General features: G+C 64.9%; 2 protein-coding genes. One reads left to right on the top strand and one right to left on the bottom strand.

The genetic code is table 11. The annotated features are described in order from the left end of the window. The coding region (locus tag Q8K05_RS03300) for an ATP-dependent helicase (protein ID WP_305245101.1) at positions 1-899 on the bottom strand (899 nt) is incomplete at its 3' end. Positions 900-986: 87 nt separating this feature from the next. Between Q8K05_RS03300 and Q8K05_RS03295 the strand changes: the two genes are divergently transcribed. Continuing rightward, positions 987-1,935, top strand: a 949-nt coding sequence (locus tag Q8K05_RS03295) for an AEC family transporter (protein ID WP_305245100.1), incomplete at its 3' end; no start/stop codon positions are given.

Genomic DNA, 1,935 nt, shown 5'->3' with positions numbered 1-1,935 from the left:
GGGCCGATCACGTTGTTGGCGGCGCGCAAAATCGCGCTGGTCGAGCGGTAGTTTTGCTCGAGCTTGACCACCTTTAAATTGGGAAAATCCTGCGGCAGCCGCTTCAGGTTGTCCAGCGTCGCGCCGCGCCAGCCATAGATCGACTGGTCGTCGTCGCCCACCGCCGTGAAGCGGCCGCGCGCGCCCACCAGCAGTTTCAGCACTTCATACTGCGTGGCGTTGGTGTCCTGGTATTCATCGACCAGCACATGGCCGAGCGCTGCCTGCCACTTGCCGCGCACGGTTTCGTGCTCCTGCAGCAGTTTGAGGGGCAGGCCAATCAGGTCGTCAAAGTCCACGCTCTGGTAGGCGCTCAGGCGCTCTTCGTACTGCGCCATGATGCGCGCCATCACCCGCTCTTCATCGCCATTGACCTGGGCCTCGGCCTGGGCGGCGTTCAGGCCCATGCCTTTCCAGCGGCTGATGGTCCACTGCCAGTTCCGCACGGTGGCCGCGTCGGTGCTGCCGCCCGCGTCTTTCAAAATGCTGGTGACGTCGTCGCTGTCGAGAATGGAGAACTGCGGTTTCAGGCCCAGCGCTTGCCCGTCTTGCCGCAGCATGCGCACGCCCAGCGCATGAAAGGTGCAAATCAGCACGCCGCGCGCCTGCTTGCCAATCAGGCTCTTGGCGCGCTCGCGCATTTCGGCGGCGGCCTTGTTGGTAAAGGTGATGGCGGCGATCTGCTCGGGCTTCAGGCCAGTCTGGATCAGCCGGCCAATCTTGTGGGTGATCACCCGCGTTTTGCCCGAACCCGCTCCCGCCAGCACCAGGCAGGGGCCGTGCAGGTAGTTGACGGCTTCCTGCTGGGCAAGGTTCAGGCCGGCAGCGGCGGCAGAGGAAACGGGGGGGGCGGACGACATGCGGAAGGAAGCTGAAAAATTGAAATGAGCCAGCCGGCATCATAGCCAGTCAAGCCCGCACCCACATTGGCGGTGACAATACGCCCCGTGTTCAGCATTTTCCTTGTCACCTTCCCCTTCTTTGCGCTTGTGCTGGCCGGCTACGTTGCGGCGCGCCGGCGCATGCTGCCGCTGGAGGCGATTCCCGGGCTCAACGGCTTTGTGCTGTATTTCGTGCTGTTTTGCATGCTGTATTGTTTTGGCGCCAACACGCCGATCGAGCAGCTGCTCGATGGCAGCCTGGTCGCGGTCTACCTGCTGTGCGCGATGCTGATGGTGGGCTTGACGATCTGGCTGACGCGCCAAGGCCGCATCGGCTGGAATGACGCCTCGTTTGGCGCGCTGGTGGCGGCCTTTCCAAACACCGGCTTCATGGGCGTTCCGCTGCTGGTGGCCCTGATGGGCGCCCAGGCGGCGGGCCCGGCCATCGTGGCCATCATGGTGGACATGGTGATCACGTCGTCGCTCTGCATCGCGCTGTCGCGGCTCGACGGGGCCGATGAACACGGCGCGGCCAGGGCGGCCCGGCTGGCGCTCAAGGGCGTGGTGGCCAATCCGCTGCCCTGGTCCATTGCCCTGGGCGCGCTGGCCTCCGCCGTGGGCTTTGCGTTGCCAGAGCCCCTCATGGGCACGGTCAGCCTGCTGGCCGATGCGGCCTCGCCGGTTGCGCTGTTCACGATTGGCGCGGTGCTGGCACGCTCCCAAATGAATAGCGCAACCCGAACGCCCTTGGCAGACTACGTGCCTGTAGCGCTTATAAAACTGGTGGTTCACCCGCTGCTGGTGGGGGGCGTGGGGCTGGGCGCCATCGCCTTGGGTCTGCCGCTGGACCGCTTTGCCCTGACCGTGGTGGTGCTGGTGGCCGCACTGCCCAGCGCCAGCAATGTCGCCATGCTGGCCGAGCGTTTTGGGGCGGACAACGGGCGCATCGCGCGCATTATTTTGCTGTCAACCGTGCTGGCGTTTTTTAGTTTTCCGGCGGCGGTGGCGCTGCTGA

The organism is Polaromonas sp., assembly GCF_030682935.1.
In the GTDB taxonomy this organism is placed as follows: domain Bacteria; phylum Pseudomonadota; class Gammaproteobacteria; order Burkholderiales; family Burkholderiaceae_C; genus Polaromonas.
This window is presented reverse-complemented; position numbering and strand designations above follow the sequence as displayed.